Source organism: Pseudomonas batumici (assembly GCF_000820515.1).
GTDB classification, from domain to species: domain Bacteria; phylum Pseudomonadota; class Gammaproteobacteria; order Pseudomonadales; family Pseudomonadaceae; genus Aquipseudomonas; species Aquipseudomonas batumici.
Genome location: NZ_JXDG01000003.1, coordinates 188,705 through 211,241, shown reverse-complemented (window position 1 = coordinate 211,241; position 22,537 = coordinate 188,705). Strand labels below are relative to the sequence as shown.

20 protein-coding genes are annotated in these 22,537 nt (G+C 63.0%); all 20 read right to left on the bottom strand.

The genetic code is table 11. From position 1 onward, the window contains the following. Positions 1-39: 39 nt before the first annotated feature. Positions 40-399 carry a flagellar protein FlaG gene (locus tag UCMB321_RS01495; protein WP_040063553.1) on the bottom strand — a complete coding sequence of 120 codons (360 nt, stop codon included), beginning with the start codon at positions 397-399 and terminating at the stop codon, positions 40-42. Between the two features lie 73 nt (positions 400-472). Next, positions 473-1,324: a flagellin domain-containing protein gene (locus UCMB321_RS01490; RefSeq protein WP_040063304.1), complete on the bottom strand. Its 852-nt coding sequence runs from the start codon at positions 1,322-1,324 to the stop codon at positions 473-475. Between the two features lie 192 nt (positions 1,325-1,516). Further along, positions 1,517-1,786, bottom strand: a complete 270-nt coding sequence (locus tag UCMB321_RS01485) for a hypothetical protein (protein WP_040063303.1) — start codon at positions 1,784-1,786, stop codon at positions 1,517-1,519. Further along, a complete protein-coding gene (locus UCMB321_RS01480) occupies positions 1,783-3,075 on the bottom strand; it encodes a motility associated factor glycosyltransferase family protein (RefSeq protein ID WP_040063302.1) in 1,293 nt (430 codons plus the stop codon). The genes UCMB321_RS01485 and UCMB321_RS01480 overlap by 4 nt, the downstream gene beginning before the upstream one ends. An 81-nt stretch (positions 3,076-3,156) precedes the next feature. Beyond that, positions 3,157-4,083 carry a ketoacyl-ACP synthase III gene (locus UCMB321_RS01475; RefSeq protein WP_040063301.1) on the bottom strand — a complete coding sequence of 309 codons (927 nt, stop codon included), beginning with the start codon at positions 4,081-4,083 and terminating at the stop codon, positions 3,157-3,159. A 229-nt stretch (positions 4,084-4,312) separates the two neighbouring features. Further along, on the bottom strand, positions 4,313-5,365 hold the full coding sequence (gene pseI, locus UCMB321_RS01470) for a pseudaminic acid synthase (RefSeq protein ID WP_040063300.1): 1,053 nt from the start codon (positions 5,363-5,365) through the stop codon (positions 4,313-4,315). Next, positions 5,358-6,863 carry a UDP-2,4-diacetamido-2,4,6-trideoxy-beta-L-altropyranose hydrolase gene (gene pseG / locus UCMB321_RS01465; RefSeq protein ID WP_040063298.1) on the bottom strand — a complete coding sequence of 502 codons (1,506 nt, stop codon included), beginning with the start codon at positions 6,861-6,863 and terminating at the stop codon, positions 5,358-5,360. Before pseG ends, pseI begins: the two co-directional genes overlap by 8 nt. Then, the gene (gene pseF, locus UCMB321_RS01460) at positions 6,860-7,570 is read right to left on the bottom strand and encodes a pseudaminic acid cytidylyltransferase (protein ID WP_040063296.1); all 711 of its coding nucleotides are present in this window, start codon (positions 7,568-7,570) and stop codon (positions 6,860-6,862) included. Before pseF ends, pseG begins: the two co-directional genes overlap by 4 nt. Beyond that, a complete protein-coding gene (locus UCMB321_RS01455; protein ID WP_040063294.1) occupies positions 7,567-8,187 on the bottom strand; it encodes a pseudaminic acid biosynthesis-associated methylase in 621 nt (206 codons plus the stop codon). The genes pseF and UCMB321_RS01455 overlap by 4 nt, the downstream gene beginning before the upstream one ends. A 34-nt stretch (positions 8,188-8,221) precedes the next feature. Further along, positions 8,222-9,391: a UDP-4-amino-4,6-dideoxy-N-acetyl-beta-L-altrosamine transaminase gene (gene pseC, locus UCMB321_RS01450; protein ID WP_040063292.1), complete on the bottom strand. Its 1,170-nt coding sequence runs from the start codon at positions 9,389-9,391 to the stop codon at positions 8,222-8,224. Continuing rightward, on the bottom strand, positions 9,388-9,537 hold the full coding sequence (locus UCMB321_RS30535) for a hypothetical protein (protein ID WP_157015834.1): 150 nt from the start codon (positions 9,535-9,537) through the stop codon (positions 9,388-9,390). The genes pseC and UCMB321_RS30535 overlap by 4 nt, the downstream gene beginning before the upstream one ends. A gap of 30 nt (positions 9,538-9,567) precedes the next feature. Beyond that, positions 9,568-12,489 (bottom strand): TIGR00180 family glycosyltransferase, encoded by a 2,922-nt coding sequence (locus UCMB321_RS01445; RefSeq protein WP_040063289.1) that lies wholly within the window; start codon positions 12,487-12,489, stop codon positions 9,568-9,570. A gap of 70 nt (positions 12,490-12,559) precedes the next feature. Next, positions 12,560-13,288, bottom strand: a complete 729-nt coding sequence (locus UCMB321_RS01440) for a cephalosporin hydroxylase family protein (RefSeq protein ID WP_040063288.1) — start codon at positions 13,286-13,288, stop codon at positions 12,560-12,562. A gap of 26 nt (positions 13,289-13,314) precedes the next feature. Further along, positions 13,315-13,980: an acetyltransferase gene (locus tag UCMB321_RS01435; protein ID WP_040063286.1), complete on the bottom strand. Its 666-nt coding sequence runs from the start codon at positions 13,978-13,980 to the stop codon at positions 13,315-13,317. Beyond that, positions 13,977-15,098 (bottom strand): DegT/DnrJ/EryC1/StrS family aminotransferase, encoded by a 1,122-nt coding sequence (locus UCMB321_RS01430; protein WP_040063284.1) that lies wholly within the window; start codon positions 15,096-15,098, stop codon positions 13,977-13,979. The genes UCMB321_RS01435 and UCMB321_RS01430 overlap by 4 nt, the downstream gene beginning before the upstream one ends. Then, positions 15,095-16,321, bottom strand: a complete 1,227-nt coding sequence (locus UCMB321_RS01425; RefSeq protein ID WP_040063281.1) for a class I SAM-dependent methyltransferase — start codon at positions 16,319-16,321, stop codon at positions 15,095-15,097. The genes UCMB321_RS01430 and UCMB321_RS01425 overlap by 4 nt, the downstream gene beginning before the upstream one ends. Beyond that, the gene (locus UCMB321_RS01420) at positions 16,318-16,878 is read right to left on the bottom strand and encodes a dTDP-4-dehydrorhamnose 3,5-epimerase family protein (RefSeq protein WP_040063280.1); all 561 of its coding nucleotides are present in this window, start codon (positions 16,876-16,878) and stop codon (positions 16,318-16,320) included. Before UCMB321_RS01420 ends, UCMB321_RS01425 begins: the two co-directional genes overlap by 4 nt. Continuing rightward, a complete protein-coding gene (gene rfbG / locus UCMB321_RS01415; protein ID WP_040063278.1) occupies positions 16,875-17,957 on the bottom strand; it encodes a CDP-glucose 4,6-dehydratase in 1,083 nt (360 codons plus the stop codon). The genes UCMB321_RS01420 and rfbG overlap by 4 nt, the downstream gene beginning before the upstream one ends. Next, on the bottom strand, positions 17,939-18,712 hold the full coding sequence (rfbF, locus tag UCMB321_RS01410) for a glucose-1-phosphate cytidylyltransferase (protein ID WP_040063276.1): 774 nt from the start codon (positions 18,710-18,712) through the stop codon (positions 17,939-17,941). Before rfbF ends, rfbG begins: the two co-directional genes overlap by 19 nt. A gap of 170 nt (positions 18,713-18,882) precedes the next feature. After that, complete coding sequence (locus UCMB321_RS01405) at positions 18,883-22,467, bottom strand: glycosyltransferase (RefSeq protein WP_040063274.1); 3,585 nt, start codon at positions 22,465-22,467, stop codon at positions 18,883-18,885. Positions 22,468-22,537 lie beyond the last annotated feature (70 nt).

Below are 22,537 nucleotides of genomic sequence, written 5' to 3'. Positions count from 1 at the left end.
CGACGCCTGGAAAGCGCATACACGATTCATGCCAACCGTTCAGGCTTTCGCGTCGAACAATACGTTGCCGGCCGTACTCAGACTATCAGCCAGTTTCAAGGCTTCTTCGCTGGGGATCTGGCGAACCACTTCGCCGGTTTCGCTGGCGATCACCTTGACCACGACTTGCCCGGAGTGCTCGTCGATGGAGAATTCCAGGTTGCGCTTGATCGATTGAACGAACTTCTCGATATCCTGCACAGCCTGCTTGAGTCTGTCGGAAGAATCCGAATCCTTGCTGGTGGCCGAAGCGGCTTTCACCGCATCCGCATGAGGCGCCGCCGGCTTGTCGGTAGCAGGACTGGAACTGGCCGGCGTAACCGCTGGATAAGACAAATTAAGCTTTACACTCATGTCCACGTCCATCACCTCTCAATGTGAAAAAGCGAGAGAGCGCGCCAAGCACACTCCCCCGCCAAAACCCACTCTGAAATTACTGAAGCAGTTTCAGTACAGAGCTAGGCAGCTGGTTGGCCTGGGCCAGAATCGAAGTGGACGCCTGTTGCAGGGTCTGCCGCTTGGTCAGCTCAGCGGTTTCAGCTGCGAAGTCGGTGTCCTGTACGCGACCCTGTGCGGCGGTCACGTTCGCGTTCACGTTCTGCAGGTTGGAGATGGTGCTGTTCAGACGGTTCGTCGTTGCACCGAGGTTTGCACGGATGGCACCGATGGTGGACAGTGCGGCGTCGATCGCGGTGATCGCCTTGTCGATGTTCGCACTAGCGGTGGCGGTAGTAGCACCGGTCAGAACCAGAGTACCGCTGTCCACGGACATGCTGACGGCGTCGAGCTTGGAGCTCAGGCTCACGGAGATGTGGTTGGCCGAACCGGTGTTGGAACCCACTTGCAGGGTGATGGTACCAGCCGAACCGTCCAGCAGGTTCTTGCCGTTGAGCTGGGTGCTGGCTGCGATACGAGTCGTTTCGTCCGACATCTGGGCGAATTCGGAGTTCAGTGCGGTCTGGTCAGCGGTGCTGTTGGAACCGTTCTGGGCTTGAACAGCCAGCTCACGCATACGCTGCAAGATGTTGGTTTGTTCCTGCATCGCGCCTTCAGCGGTCTGCGCCAGAGAAATACCATCGTTGGCGTTCTTGATCGCAACGGTCTGACCACGGATCTGGCTGGTCATGCGGTTAGCGATCTGCATGCCGGCGGCATCGTCCGCGGCGCTGTTGATTTTCAGGCCGGAAGACAGGCGCTGCATGGCGGTGGACACACCAGTGGCTGCGTTGTTCAGGTTCCGCTGAACGTATAGCGAAGTTACGTTGGTATTTACGCTTAAAGACATGACGAAATCCTCGTTGGTTGGGTACTGCGGCTTTCCGGCCCTGGCAAGCGCCGGGTGTGGCCTAGAGAACCTTCGTAATAGTTATCGTCGGGATAGCGGCTGGCTTGAGGGCTTTTTTCAAAAAATTTGCTATCACACTGCCACACCTTGGAAAACAAGGGCTTGCGCCCCACCCACGAGAAAAAAATGACGTCAGGGAACTGCCGCGACCTCCAGTAACGCCACCAGTTCGTACTCCATCCAGTCGGCCAGCCCCAACCAGTCCTGTGACTCCTGGCATGCCAACATGTCGGTCAGCAGTTGCATCCACCGCCGTCGGGACTCGGTCGAGGCACCTTCCAGCAGCGACTGGGCCGTCTCGAACACCTTGACCATATCCAACGCCGCCTCCACGTCACGCCCGAGGCGAAACAACGCGGCACAGGCGCGGGCCTGCCCGATGCATTGTGCCAATCCACTCATTGCACGAACTCCCGGTCGAAGCCGACACCGACGATCCCCGCCCCCGCCCGGCTGCTGTTAAGGAAAGCCACCTGCGGATGACGGGCGATATAGCGCTCCAATTCAACCAGGTAACGCCGGAAGTTCAACTGCGTCCTGACCCGCTGCCCATGACCGTCCAGTACCCAGTGGCGCGCCAGGTCGACACCCGGGCCCAGGTCGCCATCCTTCCAACCCGCGTGGGTCTTGTTCATCGGGAAGGCGAAGTCGGCACCGAACAGGGTGATGCGGGCCGCGCCCATTTTCACCGCCAGATCGACCGCCGGATGCAGGACGCTGCCGCCGACGAACAACAGGCCGCGCTGGAGCTGCTGGCGCACCTGGGCATAGATCGGGCTGATGGAGTAGCCGCCGTAGCGCGGACCTTTCCAGGCCTGCAGCACCTGGGGATCGCTCATCGGCATATAGACCAGGGGAACGCCCTCGGAGGCCTCGGGGGGCAAATGCCGGAAACCGATGCGCTGGTCGATGCTGACCACGATATCGGGCCTGATGCCGTGCTCGCGCAGTGGCCGATAGGCCGTGTCGACACTGATGAACAGCGGCCTGTCCGGCTGCCGGGCAATCGCATGCAGGCGCTCGAACTGCTGCTCCAGCGTCGGCCCGGTGCCAATCACATAAATGTGTTGACCCTCACGGGTGGAAAACAGCTCGGCCACATCGCGATCGGACTCGAACACCTCGCGGGAGTCCTGCAGACGTTGCACGATTTCCAGGGACTGTGGATTGAATTCGCGGTTGTTGAAGGTCAGGTGCACTTCGCCGACCAGCCGATCGCGCATCCGCGCATTACCGTCATCGGCCAGCACCAGTTCGGCCGGCAGCGCGAAAAACGGCAGGAGAATCTCGGGATGGTCGGCGGCGTAGCTCAGTTCGACCCGTGGATCGCCCAGCCATGAGCCTTGGTCCAACAGGCCCAGCACCCGCTTGAACAGCGCCCCATTGAGGACATGGACACACAGGCGCTGCAGCGTCGGCCACTCCAGCAGGACCTGTTGCAGATCGCCCAGCCCCGTGCCGTACAGGTGCAACAAGGGGCTGTCAGGCGGCAGGCTGGCAGCCTGCAGGCGGGCCTCGGCGACACGATCATGCCGGCTGGTGAGCTGAATGCCCCCCACGCTCAGGGTCGAGCCCAGCCCTTCCACCAGTTCGACCGGCAACGACTCGCTGTCCTCGGCCAATAGCCGCGCCAGCAGCCCCGGCCAACGTGTGCCGATGATCTGCAGGTTGTGCTCGAAAATTTCGCTCATGCCGCCTCACTCAATATCCGCGCAAAAAAATGGCGCTCAAGGTTATCTCACCTGGAGCGCCATTTCAGAAGCGTTAACCGCTCAAGGCCGGTGAATGATCGCCGACCCCCAGGACAGGCCCACGCCAAAGCCGCTGAGGGCCACGCGCTTGAACGTGGAGCCCAGCACATGCTTTTCCAGCAGCAGCGGAATGCTCGACGACACCGTATTGCCGGTCTCGACCATGTCCTTGATGAACTTCTCGGGCTCGCCCTCGAAACGCCGCGCCACCGCATCGACAATAGCCGCGCTGCCCTGGTGGATGCAGAACGCATCGATATCGTCCGGCTGCAGGCCCGATTCCCCCAGCAACTCGTGCAGGTGTGCCGGGACCTTGAGCAAGGCGAAGTTGAACACCTGGCGACCGTTCATGAAAAACACCCCGTCGCTGACCTTCAGGTGTGGAGCGCCGGCACCATCGGTGCCGAACTTGGCCTTGCCCAACTGCCAGGGCGCGTCTTCGCCCATCCAGGTGGCCGTCGCCGCATCACCGAAGAGCATGGTGGTGTTGCGGTCTTCCGGATCGACGATCTTCGAATAGGGGTCGGCGGTCACCAGCAGGCCGTTCTTCAGGCCCGCCGCTTCCATGAAGCCCTTGATGGCGTAAATGCCGTAGACATAACCGGAGCAACCCAGGGAGATATCGAACGCGGCCACGCTGGTGGGCAGGCCGAGCTTGTCCTGGACAATGGCGGCGGTGTGCGGGAGGCCTTCTTCATCGCCGTTCTGGGTGACCACGATCAGCGCGTCGATGGATTCGCGCTTGAGCTCGGGATTGCGGGCGAACAGCGCGTTAACGGCCTCGACACACAGGTCCGAGGTTTCCTGCCCGTCATCCTTGCGCGGCAAGAAAGCCGAACCGATCTTGCCGAGGATGAAGGCTTCATCCTTCTCGAATTTTGCACCTTGTGCGTAATTGTCCAGGCCGGCTACAGGCACGTAGCTCGCAATGCTTTTTATGCCAATCATTACGGCTTCCCAATAATAAACAGCTGAAAACCCTCGATCTACAGGACCGAGGGCTGCCGACAAACAGAGATTTTGACGCCGCCCACGGGGAGCGGCTGCCGGAAGAACAAAAGGCTATCACCGGATCGGTCATGAGCCAGGCGCCCTCTTCCAGGTCAATACAATACAGTGAAGATGCGCGTTATGACTCACAGGTCACGCGATTTTGCCGAATCCATCCTACAAAGGGCTATTCGACCAGCGACCAATCCAGCGGAGTCCCGCGCTTGAGGGCCTGACGGGCATTGCGCCCGAGCACCGCGTCGAGATGCCGGGGGGCCAGCCCCAGGCCGGGTCGGATCGCCCGCAGATTGTCGGCGCTGAAGGTTTCCCCGACCGCCATGTCGCGGGTGACATACAACGAGCGGCGATACACCAGGGACTTGCGCTCCGCCTCGGTGACGCCGTAATGCACCTGCCCCAGCGCCTGCCAGGCGCGTTCGGTCTCGACCACCAGGCTGGCCAGTTCGGCCGGCTCCAGGGAAAAGCTCGAGTCCACGCCTCCCTCGGCGCGATCCAGGGTGAAATGTTTCTCCACCACCGTGGCCCCCAGCGCCACCGCCGCCACCGCCACGCCCACGCCCATGGAGTGATCGGACAAGCCGACCTGGCAGCCGAACAGTTCCCGAAGGTGGGGAATGGTCCGCACATGACTGTTTTCCGGGCTGGCCGGGTAAGTGCTGGTGCATTTGAGCAGCACCAGGTCCCGGCACCCGGCGGCCCGGGCGGCGCGCACGCTTTCATCCAGTTCGGCGACGCTGGCCATGCCAGTGGAAATGATCAGCGGCTTGCCGGTCGCGGCCACGCGCCGGATCAACGGCAGGTCGGTGTTTTCGAAACTGGCGATCTTGTAGGCCGGCACGTCGAGGCTTTCGAGAAAATCCACCGCCGTTTCATCAAAAGGCGTGGAAAACGCCAGCATGCCCAACTCCCGGGCCCGGGCGAAGATCGGCGCATGCCACTCCCAGGGCGTATGGGCCTTTTCATACAAGGCGTAGAGCGACGAACCGGCCCACAGGCTACCCGGGTCGCGGATGAAGAACTCGCCTTCGTCCAGGTCCAGGGTCATGGTGTCGGCGGTGTAGGTTTGCAGCTTGAGCGCGTGGGCACCGGCCTTGGCCGCCGCCTCGACAATGCGCAGCGCCACCTCCAGCGACTGGTTATGGTTGCCGCTCATCTCGGCGATGATGAACGGCGGCGCGTCCGGGCCGATCAGCCGTTGGCCAATCTTGAAACTAGTCATGGAGCGGATCCTTTAGCACACGCTCGAAACGGCAGACCGACTGGACATAGCCGCCGTGACGGAACAATTCGAGGGAAGCCGGGTTGTCCGGCAGTACCTGGGCGTCGATCACCGTCACCTGCGGCCAATGCCCGCGCACGGTTTCTTCGCCACGGGCCAGCAGCGCCCTGCCCCAGCCCAGGCCCATGCGGTCCTGGAACAGGTACAACGAAACTTCGGCGCGGCTACCCGCAAGATCGTAGCGCAGCACGCCCACCGGGCCATCGTCGGCCTCGGCGATCAGCAGCAGGCGCCCGGGGTTGAGCAGACTCGCGGCCAGCCAGGCCTGGTGCGCCTCCCAGCCGATGGGCTCGGGGCTCAACGAAGCGCGCCGAACCGACTCGGCATTGCGACCGTCGAACAACAGCGGCGAATCCTCCACCGTGGCCCGCCGCAAGGCCAGGCTGGCGCCGGCCAGGGCCACGGCAAAGCGCCGTGCCCCCAGCCCATCCACCAGGCGCCGCGACTGTTCGGCCAGGCTGCGCCGCAGGCTGACATTGCCCAGGAGGAAACCGATGGCCTGCCTGAGGCTGTCGACATCCACTTCGTCGCTGCTGCCCAGATAGACATGCACCCCGGCCGCGGCCAGCCGCTCGGCATTGGCGCGCTGATTGTCCGCCACGGCAATGCACAGGGTCGGCAGGCCGAGCACCGCACGCTCCCAGCTGGTACCGCCACCGGCACCGATAAACAGGTCGGCCCGGGCCATCAGCGCCGCGAAGTCGCTGACGAAGGTCTGCACCCGCCAGCGCGGCTGCCCGGCCGCCATGGCCTGGATCGACGCCAGCATCGGGTTGGCGGTGCCGGCGATGAAATCCACTTCCAGCTCGCTGAAATCCGCCAGGGCGCGCATGGCCTTCCAGGTTTCGCCGGCCGCGTCCAGGCCGCCAAAATTCACCAGCACCCGACGCGGCTGCAGGGAGATCGGCACGGGCTCGCGGCGGAACTCGTCACGGATCAGCGCGTAGTGTGGACCGAACAGTTCACGACAGGGCTGCAAGCAGCGGTTGGCGTACTCGGGATCGCCGGCCGTGAAGTTCTGATCGAAGAGGATATCCACGGCGTGTCGGCGATTGTTCAGGTCGTCGATGGCCGCAATTTGCCGCGCCCACTGGCGAGCGGCGGTTTGCCAGGCATGATCGAGGCCATAGTGATCGACCACGATCCAGTCGAATCTGGCCTCGGCGACCAGGCAGGCGCCCAGCGCGGCGATATCCGCCTGCCACGGCAACGGCGCCTCGATGCTCGCCCCGGGCTCTTCGCCCGCGTACTCGGCAGGCAACGCCAGGGCCCGAAAGCCCTGCTCGGCGATACGCTCCAGCGAGTGGCCGGGCAAGGCCCGACAGGCGAACACGACTTCGGCGCCGCCCTGGCGCAACACCTGGGCCAGGCTCAGGCAGCGTGCCACATGCCCGCTGCCAATGGCCGGCGAGGCATCCGCGCGGATCAATACTCTCATGGTTCCAGCTCTCCACCGGCCAGCAAGGCACTGTAAAGATACTCGGCGCGCCGCCAATCCTCGTCGGTGTCGATGTCCTGGACCAGGTAGCGCGGCAGGATGACCGGCAGGCTTTTTTCCGAATACAGCACGTCGCCCCTGAGCCAGGCTTCACTGCGTCCCCAGTAGAACTGCCCGGCATCCTGAAGAGCCGGCGGCAGGTCCTGGGAACGGGTCTGGCGGTATTCGGGATACAGCGCTGTCAACGCGCCCTGTTCGTCGAGTGTCAGGGCACGTTGCACGGGGAAACCGAATTCGCAGACCGAAAACGCAAAGGACTTGTCGACCTGCTCTTTCAACCGATCAAGCCCCTGGCACAGAAAGCGTTTCTGCAACAACGGTGCCGTGGCATAGAGGCAGCAGGTCCATTCGAAGTCATGGCCGGCCTGGCGCAACGCCTCCACGGCATGGGCCATCACCGCCGCCGTGCCGGTGAAATCATCGGCCAGGGCCGCCGGACGCATGAACGGCACCTCTGCCCCCCGAGCCCGAGCCAGGGCGGCGATTTCCTCGTCATCGGTGCTGACGATCACCCGCTCGAACAGGCCCGAATCGAGCGCCAGGCGAATCGAGCGGGCAATCATCGGCTCGCCGTGGAACAGCTTGAGATTCTTGCGCGGGATGCGCTTGCTGCCACCGCGCGCCGGAATGATTGCAATCGCACTCAAAGGCGTTTTTCCAGCAGGAACCAATTGATGTCGTCGGTCGGGAACTGCGGATCACGGTGATAGCTGAAGCCGTAGTCCAGCAGTTGCAGGTCCGGGTAGCGATCGAGCATTTCCCCGGCAAAGTCGCGCTTGAACAGTTTGCCGCTGTTGCCGCGATAGGACACTTCAACCGGCACCGGGTTGTAGTACTCGGCGATCAGGATATAGCGCCCGCTCAACGTATACAGCTGCTCATAGGCCGTCGCCAGCAGTTCGGGCGCCAGGTGAATCAGCACCCCCTTGCTCAGGGTCAGGTCGAAGGTACGCTCGCGCGGGTAATCGAACAACGAGCCATGCCAGATTTCGGCGATGCCCAGGTTGCGCGCCTGCTCGCAGGCCTTGGCGTTGATCTCCACACCCTGCAGGGCACAACCGGGCAGAAGCTGACACAAGGCTTGCAGGTTGTTGCCGGTATTGGTGCCCAGCTCCAGCAGGCTGGCGAGCCGAGCGGTGCGCGCCAGGGCCTTGGCGAACAGCGCCAGGTTGGCGGCGACCAGCGCCTGCCCCTGGTTGCGACCCACATAGTCATCGCCGAACTCGCCACGCCAGAACACTTCCTGCTCGCTGAACTCACGCATGTCGGGTGCTTATCCTCGGACCATTGAATGTCGTTTAACCGACAAGATTTCGTAACTGTTCGACCACATAGTCCTGCTGCGCTTCGGTGAGCAGCGGGAACAACGGCAGGCTGAGGGCTTCACCGAAGTAACGTTCGGCTTCGGGGAAGTCGCCTTCCTTGAAACCCTGCTCACGGTAGTAGGGTTGCAGGTGCACGGGAATGTAATGCAGGTTCACACCGATGCCGGCCGCCCGCAGCCTGTCGAAGACTTCGCGCTGACTGACCTGGATCCGCTCCAGCTGCAGGCGCACCACGTACAGGTGCCAGGCGGACTCGGCACCGGCCTGAGCCACGGGCAATCGCAGCGGCAGGTCGACCAGCAAACGGTCATAGCGGGCGGCCAGTTCACGGCGCCGGGCGACAAAGCTGTCGAGCCGGGCCGTTTGCGACAGGCCCAACGCGGCGTGCAGGTCGGTCATCCGGTAATTGAAGCCCAGTTCCAACTGCTGGTAGTACCACAAGCCTTGCGCGGGAACATTCATCTGCGCCGGATCGCCGGTGATCCCATGACTGCGCAGGCGGCGCAGGCGCTCGGCCAACTCGGGGCGGTTGGTCAGGACCATGCCGCCTTCGGCCGAGGTGATGATCTTCACCGGATGGAAACTGAAAATGGTCATCGCGGCAAAGGCGCCGCAACCCACCGGTCGCCCGAGATAGGACGCGCCCACCGCGTGGGAAGCATCCTCGATCAGCGTGAAACCATAGCGCTCGGACAATTCGGCGAGGGTGCGCATATCGCAACTCTGGCCGGCAAAGGCCACGGCCACCACCACCTTGGGCAAATGCCCACCCGCCTCGGCGACTTCCAGTTTCTGCGCCAGCAGGCGCGCATCGAGGTTCAAGGTCAAGGGGTCGATGTCGACAAAATCCACCTCGGCCCCGCAGTAGCGAGCGCAATTGGCCGACGCGACGAAGGTATTGGGGCTGGTCCACAAGCGGTCCCCCGGCCCCACCCCCGCCGCCAGGCAGGCGATATGCAAGGCCGCCGTGGCATTGCACACCGCCACGGCGAAATCGGCCTGGCAATGTTCGGCCAGCGCCGCCTCGAAGCGCGGGATGGTCGGCCCCTGGGTCAACCAGGGCGACTTGAGCACCTCGACCACCGCGTCGATATCGTCCTGTTCGATGCTCTGGCAACCATAAGGAATCTGATAGGGCGTCATGCTGGCAGCCCGGCATGCGGATCGACATTCTGCACCACCTTCAGACAGCCCGGTTGGGGCGGGTACTGCTCCAGCAAACGATGGATGAAGTGGCGACCGAACGAGCCGGTGCCGCCGGAGATGAAAATCGATTTGCCATTGAACATGCCGTGACTCCCTTAAACCGTCTGCCAGATTCAACCCAGCAACTGCATCCACCCGAAACCGTCGGCATCGCCCAGGCCGAAGCCTTTGCCATTCAAGGACAGGTTCTGGTTGTACGCCGGGTCGGCCTGGAACTGCGCCGCCCATTTCTCCCGCAGGGCCGCCAAGGCTAGTGGCGCCTCGGGCAAGGTGCCGGGGTGGTACAGCTGCACATGCGGCGTCCACGAGACCAGGTAACCGGCCTGGCCGATATTGAGGCACAGATCGACATCGCCGAAGGCCTCGGCGAAAGCGCCTTCATCCAGGCCGCCAACCGCGTCGAACAACGCCTTGCGCACCATCAGGCACACGCCGGACACCGCCGAATAGTTCTGCTCCACCATCAGACGGCGCATATAACCCTCGACATCCCGCTTCTCGCCCACGAAAGGCGAGCCAACAGCGCCGTTCAAGCCGAGAATCAGACCGGCCTGGGAGATATTCGCATCCCGGCTGTAGAGCTTGGCGCCGACCACCCCGACTTCCGGACGCAAGGCCTGGTTGAGCAGGGACTCGACCCAGTTGGGGTTGACCAGTTCGCTGTCCTGCGCGAGCAGCACCAGATACTCGCCCTGGGCCTGGCGCGCCGCCGCGTTGCAGAACGCCGGAGTACTCGCCCCGTCCGCCGACAGGATACGCACCTTGCCGGCCTGCGGTTGTGCCTTGAGCCAAGTCGCGAGCGCTTGCGAATAGCTCGGATGATCGGCCACCAGCACTTCGTATTTCAGGTAACGGGTTTTTTGCAGGATCGCGCTCAGGCAACGTTCCAGCTCGGCGAAGTCCGCCTGGCCGTGGAGAATGATCGACACCAGCGGACGCTCGGTATGGCGATAATCGACCATGTAGGTCCCAGGCTGCGGCGAACTGACCTGGGCCTTGTAACCGCGCGCGCCCAGGTGACGGATCAGCGCCAGGCGCTCCTGGTCGTTCTCCTCGAACGACGGCACGCTGGTAATCAGCAATGGCTCGTCCAGATGGGCCAGCCCGGCCATGCCGCCCTGCTCGATCAAACGCAGCAACAGATCGAATTCCAGCGCCTTGCTGAAATCGGCTTTGTAGCCGCCGGCGTCCAGCAGAACTTCCCGGCGGATCAGCCAGTGCCTGGCCATCAGCGTCGGCACGCTTTGCAGCAGATCGAGGTTGAAGCCCGGACGGAACACCGTGGTCAGCGCGCCATTGGCATCACGCTGAATCTCATCGGTGGCCACCGCGCGGCAACCCTCGGCATGGCGCAACTCCAGGCCGGCGCGCAGCAGGCCACTGGCGGTGAACTCATCGCCGACCTCGGTCAGCAGCACCCAATCGCAAGGCAACTGGCGAATCGCCTGGTTCATCTTGTCGACCAGATTGCCCGGGGTCACCCGAATGAAGTGCAAGGTGTTCTGCGGGGAGGTCGCCGCCGGCGGCTCGCCGGTGGTGAAGACGACGATGCGGAAGGACTTGCCGTGCCCTTCCAGCAGGCTGTCGAGAGTCACCTTCAACTTGTCGGCATCGTTGTCCAGATCCAGGACCAGCACGCCGAAGACCGGACCGTTGCCCTGCGCGACCTGATGCTCGGCAATCGCCTCAAGCTCAGCGGCGGACGGCTCGCGGACTTTCATCCAGTTGCGCAGACGCCCCGACAGCATCGTGTCTAAAGTCGCCTGATTGTCGTCAGTAGACACCGCGTCCAGGCGCTCGGCCCAGGCGAACAGGTTCCGCGCCTGTTCCTCTTCGCCCCGCTCCTGCAGTTGCGAGGCCAGTTGCTTGACCACCCGACGGTTGAACAGGTTGGCTTCCTGGGCCTTGCAGAGACGGTCCAACCGATCTTCCGGCGTGTCGTAGTGACGCGGGCACAACAGGGCGTCCTGACGGCTCCAGATCCCCTCCAGCATCTGCAACTGTATGCGACCGGCCGGCATCGCATGCAGCAGGAATTCGTACTGGGCCAACAGCTCGAAAAACGCCGCGTTGTAGTAAGGCATCTCCACGTACTGCCGGGGTCCGAAACTGCGCTGCGGCGGAGCATCCGTGCTCGTCCAGAAGGACTCGAACAGCAGCTCGACGGTCAAGGACCGTCCGGTGCGCAAACTGTCGGTCATCGCCTCGAAACTTTCCAGGGCGAAGGCTTTTCTCTGCGCGAGATCCAGCCCTTCGATCTGCGTGGGTTGTGCCGCCAGGAATTCGGCGAACGCCTCCCGCTCGGCCACGGATTTCGCATCCATGAAGGTCAGCGAGTGATACACCTCGGTCTTGTGCTCCGACTCTCCGGCGTTGATTTCCCGGATCACATAGGGCATCGGCAGCATGCGCGCCTTGGCCTTGGCCAGCATATAGTAGGCATGGCCGATCTCCTGCCACTGGAAGGTCGTGCCCGCGGGCATGGCGGCATACCAGTCGCGCAGCAAGGCGGTGCGGTGCACGGCGTAGAACGGCGGAATGTATGAATGCATGAAGTCGATGACCCGCGACCGGGCATCGGACGAATAGTCCTCGCAGACTTTCTTGTCGCGACGGTAATAGCGGACGCTATTGGCCAGCGTCAGGTACATCAGGCAATAGCCGTGGCACAGGCCGTAGTCCGGGTTCGACTGCAGAAAGTCCACGGAAGCAGCCAGTGCGTCATGCACGATGAAATCGTCATCCGCGGCAAACACCATATAGGGCGTACGGACCTGCTCCACCCCATGGATAAGCTTCTCCTGGATCCCCCAATAGCCGAACTGCGACAGATGCCGATACTCGACGTTCGGATAGACGCCCTCGAGCCCCTCGGTCATCCGGGTCGATGAGTCCAGCACCAGTATCCTGCAAGGCAGGCTGCTGTAGAACTTCGCCGCCCGGCGCGCAAAGGCCGGGCGGTTATGGGTGATCAGCACCACTGTCAACAACTCGCTCAGCGGTAACCCCTGTTCTGAAACGTACTTGCCTTGCATAAACTTTCCCCACGACCGGCGAATTGCCCGATGAACTCAGATGAATGGCGTTGCTTGACGGCTGGGTCGCTTAGCGGACCCGACGCAGGTAACCGTCCGGTGCAACCGTAATCAGCAGCTTGCTGTGGATTCGCGCATCGATCTCGAAATCGCGATTTTCCTCCAGATAGACCCAGACCGCGGTTTTCGGGTTATCGCCCTTGCCCCACGGACGATCCGGAAACGCATCGGCGGGCATGTCCTCGACCACGGTGTCCATCACCACGCAGTAGCTGCCGACCGACGCCAGCGGGGCGTAGGCCCGCAGTTCTTCGAGCACATGCTCGTGGGTGTGGTTGGAGTCCAGCACCACCAGCACTTTCTTGCCGGCCACCCGCTCGCGGACCTGCTCGACGATGGCCGGGTCGATGCTCGAACCCTGGATCATGCTGATCCGACGCGCCATCGGGTGACTCTCGATAGCTTCCCGATTGTGCTGGCGAATATCGATATCGATCCCCAGCACCTCACCGTGTCCGATCAGTTCCAGCATCGAGGCGTAAAACACCAACGACCCCCCATGGGCGATACCGGTCTCGACGATCACATCCGGACGCAGTGCCCAGATGATTTCCTGCATGGCGACCATGTCCTGGGGGAACTGGATGATCGGCCGGCCCATCCAGCTGAAGTTGTAGGTGTATTTATGCTTGGCGGTCACGCCGACCCAGTCCAGCGACTCGGCCTGAAGCTGTTTGTCCTGTTGCAGACCGTCGATGTTCTGGCGGACTTCTTCACGAAACTGCTCATGTGGATTCATGCAAACACTCCAATACGGGGGTTTTGTTAGTTGAAGACCCGGCCGTCCGCATAGGGAACTGCCTGAGCCTTGATGATCCTGGCCGGATTGCCCACGACCACGGCGTAATCGGGAACATCCCGAGTGACCACGGCGCCGGCGCCTACCGTCGCCCAGCGACCGATGCGCAGGCGCGGCAGGATGGTCGCGTTGGTGCCGATGAACGCACCGTCCCCCACCTCGACACACCCTGCGATAGCCACGCCGGGAGCCATGAACACCGAATGACCGATGCGCCCCTCGTGCCCGACAAGGCTGCCGTAGCTGATGCTGCTGTTATCGCCCAGGGACACCTCGGCCTGAAGGATCACGCCCTCCTGGAGATAGTTACCCACCCCCATTCGGGTCATGGTCAGGTCGATCCCGGGGTGTAGAAAATTGCACAAGGTGCCACCGGCCTCGATGATCTGGCGAGTGGTCTCATAACGGGTTCGGGTATCGCGGGTGATCAGGTTCACGAAGCGGGTGTCCGGACCTTTCAGATCGGCCACCCGCTCCACTCCACCAATGACCGGCACACCATGAAACAACGTGCCATGCTTGGCCGGGTCATTGTCGAGGAAGGCAAACTCGACAATCGGATTGGCACGCTGCACCGCCCGGATCATGCGGACCGCCTCGGGGTTGGCCGCACCCAGCAGGTAGAGGTTCACAACAGGTTCCTTTGCCGGCAGACGTTGCGAATGACATCGATCACCCGCTGCTGATCGGCATCCGACATATCGTGGTAACTCGGCAGATTGATGGCCCGCTCCGACAGCGAAAAGGCCATCGGGGTCACCACCGGCTTGTCGCAGAACATCGGCAACGAGGACAGCGGCCAGAAAAACACCCGGGCATCGATATCGGCCGCCTGGAACGCCTCGATCAAGATCTCCCGGGTCACCCCGGTAGCGGCCTCGAAAACCACCGTGGGCATCCAGTAACCGTTGCGCGAATGCTCCGGCTGCGGGTTCATGGACAACACCGGAATATCCAGCAGCCCTTGGGCATAGCGGTCGAAAATTGCGCGCTTGCGGGCGATCAGTTCTTCGAGCCGTTCGACCTGGGCACAACCGATCGCCGCCTGCAGGTTACTCATCTTGTATTTGAAGCCGATGAAGTCCGGCCAGAACTGACGCTTGCTACCGCTGACACGACCATGATTGGAAAGGGTCAGCACCTGCTCGTACAGCGCCCGGTCCGAGGTCACGAAAATTCCGCCCTCACCGGTCGTCATGGTCTTGGTGCCATGAAATGAAAAGGCGCCGAAGGTTCCCAGGGAACCGGCGGCTTTGCCGCGCCACTGGGAGCCGATGGCTTCGGCGGCATCCTCGATGACAGGGATGCCGTACTCGCGGCCGATCTCCAGGAGCGCATCCAGGTCACAGAGATTGCCGTACAGATGCACGGCCACGATGGCCTTGGTCCGGGGCGTGATGGCCTGCTTGACCTGTTCCGGATCCAGGCACCAACTGTCCGGCAACACATCGACAAATACCGGAGTGGCGCCCAGGTAATCAATCGGCGCCGCCGACGCGATCCAGTTGGTGTTGGCCAAAATGACTTCGTCACCCGGACCTATGCCCAACGCCGCCATCCCAAGGTGCAAGGCACCGGTGCAACTGGAGGTGGCAATGGCATAGGTCACACCCAGATGCTCGGCGAATGATCGCTCGAAGCGCGTGATGTACTCATAGCAGCGGTCGCCCCAGCCATGTTGTACGGCGTCCAGTACGTAGCTGGCTTCCAGCTCGCCCACACTGGGCTTGGTGTAGTGAATTCGGCTCATCTGAAACTCAACTCCGGAATGGCAACCACAAATTGTCCGCCCCAGGTACGGACGAGCGCGAACTGCTGGGTGATTTCGTCCACCAGATTCCATGGCAGCACCAGCACGTAGTCCGGCTTTTCCGCCTCGATCCGCTCGGGCGACACCACGGGAATGCGGCTGCCCGGCAGGAACTTGCCCTGCTTGTGCGGGTTGGCATCGGCCACCCAGGCCAGCAGGTCCGGCCTGACCCCGGCATAGTTGAGCAAGGTGTTGCCCTTGGCCGCCGCGCCATAGCCCACCACGCGCTTGCCCTCGGCCTTGGCTTGCAACAGGAAGCGCAGCAGGCCGTGCTTGATGCGTTCGGCGGCCGGGGCCAGGGTGGCGTAGAACGCCGGGGTCTTCACCCCGGCGGCCAGTTCGGCGTCCAGCACCTGGCGGACCACCGGTTGCACCGCGCGACGCGAACCGTCGGCGCGCTGCACGAAGACCCGCAGCGAACCGCCATGGGTCGGCAGGCCGCCGACATCGAAGATTTCCAGACCGTTGCGCACGCACAAGGCCTGCACGGCGGTCAGCGACAGGTAGGAGTAGTGCTCGTGATACAGGGTATCGAACTGGTGCCCGGCGATCAGGGCGAGCAGATGCGGAAACTCGAAGGTCGCCACCCCTGTCGGCTTGAGCAGCGTCGCGAAGCCCTGGAGAAAGTCATTGATGTCCGGCACATGGGCCAGCACATTGTTGGCCGCCATCAGGTCGGCCGCCCAGCCTTCTTCGCGCAGCTGCAAGGCGGTGTCCCGGCCGAAGAACAGCTCGCGGATCTCCAGGCCCTTGTCCCGCGCCGCCTGGGCAGTGCTGCGGGTCGGCTCGACCCCCAGGCAACGGATGCCGCGCGCGGCGACATATTGCAGCAGGTAGCCATCGTTGGCGGCCACCTCCACCACACGGCTGTCGGCGCCCAGTTCGAAGCGCTCGACCATCTCGGCCACATAGCGCTCGGCGTGGGCCAGCCAGGTACTGGAAAACGAACTGAAGTAGGCGTAGTCGGCGTCGAACAAGCTATCGGCGCGGGTGTAGTCCTCGGTCTGCACCAGCCAGCAGCTCTGGCACACCGCGACTTTCAACGGCACCCACGGCTCGGCCTGCTCCAGCTGGTCGGCCCGCAGGTAGGCATTGGACGGCGGCGAAGTCCCCAGATCGATCAATGGCAAAGCCAGCGGGGTGCCGCAACCTCGGCAGTTCATAAACGCACTCCAGGGAAAGACGCGTCGATCAGGGGGTGATTGCTGTCCCTGGTCGACAGATTTTTGACAGCCTCGGGCCAGGCAATTGCCAGGCGCGGATCGAGCACCGACAGGCCGCCCTCGCAGTCCGGCGCGTAGTCGGCGCTGTGCAGGTAAAGCAGCTCGGCGTCATCGCTCAGGGTCTGGAAACCGTGGGCGAAGCCGGCGGGAATCAACAGGCTGCGACCATCGCCGGCGCGCAGGTGTTCGGCGTGCCAGTGCAGGAAGGTCGGCGAATCCGCACGCAGGTCCACCGCGACATCCCAGACCTCGCCGCGCAGGCAGGTGATCAACTTGGCTTCCGGGGCCTGGGCATTCTGATAATGCAGGCCACGCACACTGCCCCGTTCGCGGGTACAGGAATGGTTGATCTGGCGGATATGGAAAGACTCGCCGAACGCGCTCAGGCTGCCTTCGCAGAACAACCGGGAGAAATGCCCGCGCTGATCGGCGTGACGCTTGTGCTGCACACTGAACAGCCCCTTGAGGGGCAAGCCATGAATCAGGAACTCACTCAAAACCCACCCCGGTACTGATTCAGTTGCGCCAGGGTCACGCTGCGCATGTCTTCGCCGTTTTTCCAGGCCAGGTGCCAGTCGAGGGTGTGCTCCAGGCATTGCTGCAATGACCAGCGCGGCTGCCAGCCGAGCAACTGCCGGGCGCGACTGCTGTCCAGGCGCAACAGGCCGGCCTCGTGCAGTTCACTGCGCTCGACCCGCAGGCCCGGCGCCTGCGGCCAGCGCCCGGCGAGTCGCTCGACCACGTCGCCGACACTGCACATGTCCTCTTCGCCAGGTCCGAAGTTCCACGCCCCGGCCACTTCCGGCCCGCGCTCATAGAGCGCGGCGGCCAGTTGCAGGTAGCCGGCCAGCGGCTCCAGCGCATGCTGCCAGGGACGCACGGCCTGTGGATAACGCAGCGTGACCGGCTCATCCGCCGACCAGGCGCGAAGCACATCGGGAATCAGTCGCTCCGGGGAAAAGTCGCCGCCGCCCAGGACATTCCCGGCCCGCGCGGTCGCCACCGCCAGGCCATGGGCCTCGTAGCGCTCGGAGGGGAAAAAGGAGGCCACGTAGGACTGCGCCAGCAGCTCGCAGCAGGCCTTGCTGCTGCTGTAGGGATCATGGCCGCCGAGGGCTTCGTTCTCGCGATAAGGCCAGGCCCACTCCTGGTTGGCGTAGACCTTGTCGGTGGTGACCAGCACACAGGCGCGTACCCCGCCGACCTGGCGCATCGCCTCCAGCAGGTTGAGGGTGCCCATGACATTGCTCGAATAGGTGCCGAGCGGATCGCGATAGGCCTCGCGCACCAGCGGCTGGGCCGCCAGGTGCAGGACGATTTCCGGCTCGGTCTCGGCGATCAGTTCGAGCAAGGCGCCGAGGTCGCGCAGGTCGCCCCGTTGGTCGTTGAGGCCTTCGCCGACGCGGGCCAGCTCATACAGACTGGACTCGGTGCCGGGGTCGAGGGCGAAGCCGCTGACCTGGGCGCCCAGGCTCTCCAGCCACAGCGCCAGCCAACTGCCCTTGAAGCCGGTATGGCCGGTCAGCAGGACCCGCTTGCCGCTCCAGAAGGTCGGGCTCAGTCCCACTGCTTCCATGGGGCCTCCCCGCTCTGCCACAAATGCTCCAGGTGATTCTTGTCACGCAGGGTGTCCATCGGGTGCCAGAAACCGTCGTGCTGGAAGGCATTCAACTGCCCCCGGGCTGCCAACCCCATCAACGGCTCGGCTTCCCAGACGGTACTGTCGTCGCTGATCAGCGGCAGCACCTTGGGCGACAGGACGAAGAAACCGCCGTTGATCCAGCCGCCATCGCCACGGGGCTTCTCGATAAAACCTCGAACCATGTCGCCATCGCGCTCCAGCGCGCCGTAACGACCAGGCGGCTGCACCGCAGTGACCGTCGCCAGCTTGCCGCTGGAAAGATGGAAGTCCACCAGCGCGCCGATATTCAGGTCCGAGACACCGTCGCCGTAGGTGAAGCAGAAGGCCTCTTCGTTTTCCAGGTAACGACCGGCACGGCGCAGGCGGCCGCCGGTCATGGTTTCTTCGCCGGTGTCGATCAGGGTCACGCGCCATGGCTCGCTGTAGTTCTGGTGAACGTCCATGCGATTGTTGCTCATGTCGAAGGTGACGTCGGAGGTGTGCAGGAAGTAGTTGGCGAAGAAGTCCTTGATGGCGTAGCCCTTGTACCCCAGGCAGATCACGAAGTCGTGGATGCCATGGGCGGAGTACTGCTTCATGATGTGCCAGAGAATTGGCTTGCCGCCGATCTCGATCATCGGCTTGGGCTTGAGGTGCGATTCCTCGCTGATCCGCGTGCCCAGGCCGCCCGCCAGAATAACTGCCTTCATCAACGTCCCCTCTTGTTCGACACAGGGCCTGTTCGGGCGCTGTGGGACTTACCAGACTGCCGGGTCAAATCGTGCGATCGGCTCGCGGCCCGTGGGCCGCGCCGCCAAATGCACGATTTATGGCGATATGCAGGGGGACTTGCAGGAAACGCGCCAGCTCCAGAAAGGGATCAATCGGCCAGCCAGCCGTTCTCCCAGTAACGCAGGTTATCGCCGCGCAGCATGTAGTCGCGCAGGACGATCTCACGCAGCTCGTCACCCATGCGGTAGCTGGCATCGGGATCGGACAGGTGCATGCGAATGGCCTGTAGCCATTCATCGGTGGTGTTGGTCTTGACCTTGGTGCACGGCAGATAACCGGTATAGGCCTTGGTGTCGCTGCAGATCACCGGATAACCGCAAGCCCCGTACTCCAGCAGACGCAGATTGCTCTTGCAGTCGTTGAAGATATGGAACTCCAGCGGTGCCAGGGCCAGGTCCAGGTTCAGGCTCGCCAGCTTCGCCGGATAGATATCGAGCCCGATGGTCCCATGGAACTCATGCATGTAGGGGCGCAGTTCCTGCGGGCACATGCCGAAAAACACCCAATCGACCTCCGCCGCCAACTCCCGCACGACATCGGCAATGACCGCCAGGTCACCGGCGTGGCTGGTGCCCCCGCCCCAACCGACACGCGGTTTCTTCGAGGTCCGGCGCTGCCCCTGCAAGCCCGTCCACATATGGGTCGCGAGCATATTGGGCACCACGCGGATATCGTTATGCATGGACGACAAGGCATCGGCCAGCGGCTCGGTCGACACCACCACCCGATCACAGAGCCCCACGCCACGTCGAACCAGCGCCTCCATCTCGTCGCGGTTCGGCATATTGCGCACATGGTCGTTTTTCTTGGTCGGCTGGATCACATAGTCATCCAGCTCGTAGATGCGGCGGGCATTGGAGTAGGTCTTCAGCGGCACGCACTCGTTGATCGGGCCCGCGGTATAACGCCCCTGCAACACGATAACGTCAGGAGACTGACGCTCCACCTCGATGATCGAAGGCATTTCATAGATGATCCGCCCGACCGCCCGCCCCGCGGCCTGCAGCTCGATCAGCGGCTGCGTCACCCGATAATGGCCGATGGCCGAAGCGTTGACCGGCAGGGCCAGGATCTTCGGCAGGCTACGCCGCGAAAACGGGCTCCAGCCGGTCAGCTGACCCGGTTCGAGGTTGAAACTGCCGTTACCCAGGGCGCTCAAGCTCAGGTTGGGGTTGTAGGCCGGGTCCCGGGCGACCACCGGCAACCAGCGCAGGAGGAAGGCCTCCTGCTCACGCTCACGCTGCTCGGCCTCGATCACGACCGCCGGCCGGGCCCCCAGGGCCAGTTGGGCATGGGGGGTCCAGACCACCAGATAACCGGCACGCCCGACCTTCAGGCACAGGTCGACCTCACTGAAGGTCTGGCCCAGTTGCCCTTCATCCAGTCCCTGCACGTTGTCGAAGACTGTCTTGCGCACCATCAGGCAGTCACCACCGACCGCGCTCAGGTCATGAGCCGCTTGCAAACGTTGCATATAGCCCATGGACTGCAGGGACTCACCATGGAACGGCAGCCCCGCCGCGCCGTGCAATCCAAGCACGATCCCGGCATGAACCACGCGCCCGTCGGCATTGTACAGTTTGGGACCGACCACCCCGACTTCCGGGCGCTGCGCATGGTTGAGCATTTCATCGAGCCAGCGGCCGTCGGTCACCACCAGATAGGGATTGAACATCAACAAATAGTCGCCCCGGGCTTGTCCGGCAGCGGCGTTGATCACGGCATGGGTCGACTGCTGCGCAAAGGTCAGCACACGTAGACGCTCGCTGCCCATGCTCGCCATGCCGTTCAACCAGGCCAGTGTCTGGGGACTTTCACTGCCGTTGTCCACCAGCAGCAACTCATATTCGCTGTAGGCGGTTTTTTCCAGCAGGCATTCGACACATCGTTGCACCGCCGCCAACTGATCCTTGCAGACGATGATAATCGAGACCAACGGCCGCTGCGCGTGCCGATAATCCACACGATTGAACAGCGTCTGCCCACGGTCACGCAATTCATGCTCGATACCCAGACGCGACAGATGCGCCTCGAGCACCTGGGCGTTGAGTTCGATCAAGGCCGGCGAGAACATCCACTCGGAGAACGCCAGCACGGACTCCACCAGAACCTCGGCGATATGCCCGACCGCCTGGGTACCGACCTGCTCGACCATCCGCCAGAGCAGGTCATAGGTCGCCAATTCGCCGTATCGCGATTCGAAGCCACCGAGCGCCAGAAAGGCTTCTCGCTTGAAGGCCAGCACCCGCCCGACATAGGGGTAGCTACGCATCAGGTCCAGGTTGAAGTCAGGCTTGAACACCGGCTCCGCCGACTCGCCATCGCGCAACCGCCCTTCGTCACTGTAGAAACAGCACTCCTCACCCGCCTGCACGATGCGATCGGCCAGCACCAGCAACGCGGGTTCCACCAGGCGGTCGCCGGCCTGCAGCAGGTAAAACCAATCCGCGCCCTCGACCTGGGCCAGCAACTCATTGAGTTGCCGCTGCCAGTCCTCCTGCAACGGCAAGGTAAACACCCGGTCCAACAGAACGGCTTCTTCACAGGTATCGGAGAGAACCAGGGTCAATTCCGGCGGATAGAGCTGCCCGGCCAGACTCTGCAGGGTCATGCCCAAGGCGGCGGTGCTGGAGTTGCGATCGATCACCACCGCGACGATCTTCGGCTGCCACGACCACTCGCGCAATGCATCGGGCAGCAGTTTGCGCTCAGGCTCGGTCAGGGTCCGGCAGGCCAGCCATTGGGCATAGAGTTCGGAAAAACTCTCGCTGGCAATGCCGACGCGCCAGATCTCGGTGGTCTGCTTGGTGCCCAGGGTCCGCAGCAGGGCCAGTTCTTCCCAGACACGGGGCGACTCGTGGGCACGGCTCAGCGGCAACAAACGGACCCAGCCATGGGCCGGCGCCGACTCGCCGCTGCGCGCCTCGAGCATTTTCACCAACCATTCGGCTTCCCTTTGCTCCGCCTCACGCATCGCCTGCTGACGGTTCGGGCGCTCCGGATAACGCCGCTCGACACTGAGGATATGGCTCAGCATCACCATGTTGCCGCGGCGCAACAGACAGATGTACAGCGCGAACGCCAGCGAAGCGACGAAGCGATGGCCCGGCTGGGTCAAGGCCGGCAACCACTCCAGCGCATCCGCGCGGCGCAACAGCGCATTGCTGAAGCCCCCCAGCAGGTTGACCGGAAAGGTCTCGAACATCGCCAGCAGGTCTTCACCCTTGAATAGCGCGCAGGTGTGCGCCAATGGCGAATTCTCAAGCCGCATCGGCAACTGCATATCGTCGGCGTCCAGGAGCAGGCGCTGCGCAAACACCAGGTTGACGTCGGCCTGCTCGATCAGCACCTGCGCCTGGCGTTCGATACAGGCACCAAACAGCTGGTCGTCATCGTAGAGGAACTTGATGAACTCGCCCTGGGCCAACTCAAGCCCCGCGAGCAGATTATCCACAGGGCCAAGATTGTGCGAATGACGGACATAACGCACCTCCAGACCGGCATCGCTGCTCATTTCCTCGACCAGACGGCCAATCTCGTCACCCTGGCTGTCATCGCAGACGATGATTTCGAGACGAGCGTAAGTCTGGTTCAACGCGCTGTGCAGGGCTTTGCCAAAAAAACGTGGATTGACGGCGGGAATGACGAGGCTGACGAGTGGAACTGGATTCACGGCGGGGCTCACGGGCGGCGGGACTCAGCCAAACGGACGAGCCACTGGAGCCGCTGAAAAGGGCGGTCGA

Excerpts from the sequence above, each read along its gene's own strand:
- UCMB321_RS01490 (WP_040063304.1), bottom strand. The coding sequence starts at position 1,324 with ATGTCTTTAAGCGTAAATACCAACGTAACTTCGCTATACGTTCAGCGG.
- UCMB321_RS01485 (WP_040063303.1), bottom strand. The coding sequence starts at position 1,786 with ATGAGTGGATTGGCACAATGCATCGGGCAGGCCCGCGCCTGTGCCGCG.
- UCMB321_RS01480 (WP_040063302.1), bottom strand. The coding sequence starts at position 3,075 with ATGAGCGAAATTTTCGAGCACAACCTGCAGATCATCGGCACACGTTGG.
- UCMB321_RS01475 (WP_040063301.1), bottom strand. The coding sequence starts at position 4,083 with ATGATTGGCATAAAAAGCATTGCGAGCTACGTGCCTGTAGCCGGCCTG.
- pseI (WP_040063300.1), bottom strand. The coding sequence starts at position 5,365 with ATGACTAGTTTCAAGATTGGCCAACGGCTGATCGGCCCGGACGCGCCG.
- pseG (WP_040063298.1), bottom strand. The coding sequence starts at position 6,863 with ATGAGAGTATTGATCCGCGCGGATGCCTCGCCGGCCATTGGCAGCGGG.
- UCMB321_RS01455 (WP_040063294.1), bottom strand. The coding sequence starts at position 8,187 with ATGCGTGAGTTCAGCGAGCAGGAAGTGTTCTGGCGTGGCGAGTTCGGC.
- pseC (WP_040063292.1), bottom strand. The coding sequence starts at position 9,391 with ATGACGCCCTATCAGATTCCTTATGGTTGCCAGAGCATCGAACAGGAC.
- UCMB321_RS30535 (WP_157015834.1), bottom strand. The coding sequence starts at position 9,537 with ATGTTCAATGGCAAATCGATTTTCATCTCCGGCGGCACCGGCTCGTTC.
- UCMB321_RS01445 (WP_040063289.1), bottom strand. The coding sequence starts at position 12,489 with ATGCAAGGCAAGTACGTTTCAGAACAGGGGTTACCGCTGAGCGAGTTG.
- UCMB321_RS01440 (WP_040063288.1), bottom strand. The coding sequence starts at position 13,288 with ATGAATCCACATGAGCAGTTTCGTGAAGAAGTCCGCCAGAACATCGAC.
- UCMB321_RS01430 (WP_040063284.1), bottom strand. The coding sequence starts at position 15,098 with ATGAGCCGAATTCACTACACCAAGCCCAGTGTGGGCGAGCTGGAAGCC.
- UCMB321_RS01425 (WP_040063281.1), bottom strand. The coding sequence starts at position 16,321 with ATGAACTGCCGAGGTTGCGGCACCCCGCTGGCTTTGCCATTGATCGAT.
- rfbG (WP_040063278.1), bottom strand. The coding sequence starts at position 17,957 with ATGGAAGCAGTGGGACTGAGCCCGACCTTCTGGAGCGGCAAGCGGGTC.
- rfbF (WP_040063276.1), bottom strand. The coding sequence starts at position 18,712 with ATGAAGGCAGTTATTCTGGCGGGCGGCCTGGGCACGCGGATCAGCGAG.